The sequence below is a fragment of the Massilia sp. NBRC 108631 genome, assembly GCF_059704565.1.
In genome coordinates this window covers 1-232 of the sequence record NZ_BAAKJE010000166.1, presented here as the reverse complement: position 1 = coordinate 232, position 232 = coordinate 1, and the positions used below count along the sequence as shown (strand labels likewise).

1 rRNA gene is annotated in these 232 nt (G+C 50.4%); it reads right to left on the bottom strand.

The features are described from left to right. Positions 1-232, bottom strand: a 23S ribosomal RNA gene (locus AC6H42_RS17180); the annotation flags it as partial.

The window sequence follows — 232 nt, the reverse complement described above, 5'->3', positions numbered from 1 at the left end:
GGGGGCTTTTCACCCCCATTATCGCTACTCATGTCAGCATTCGCACTTCTGATACCTCCAGCATCCTTTACAAGACACCTTCGCAGGCTTACAGAACGCTCTCCTACCATATGCTTACGCATATCCGCAGCTTCGGTGACTGGCTTAGCCCCGTTACATCTTCCGCGCAGGACGACTCGATCAGTGAGCTATTACGCTTTCTTTAAATGATGGCTGCTTCTAAGCCAACATC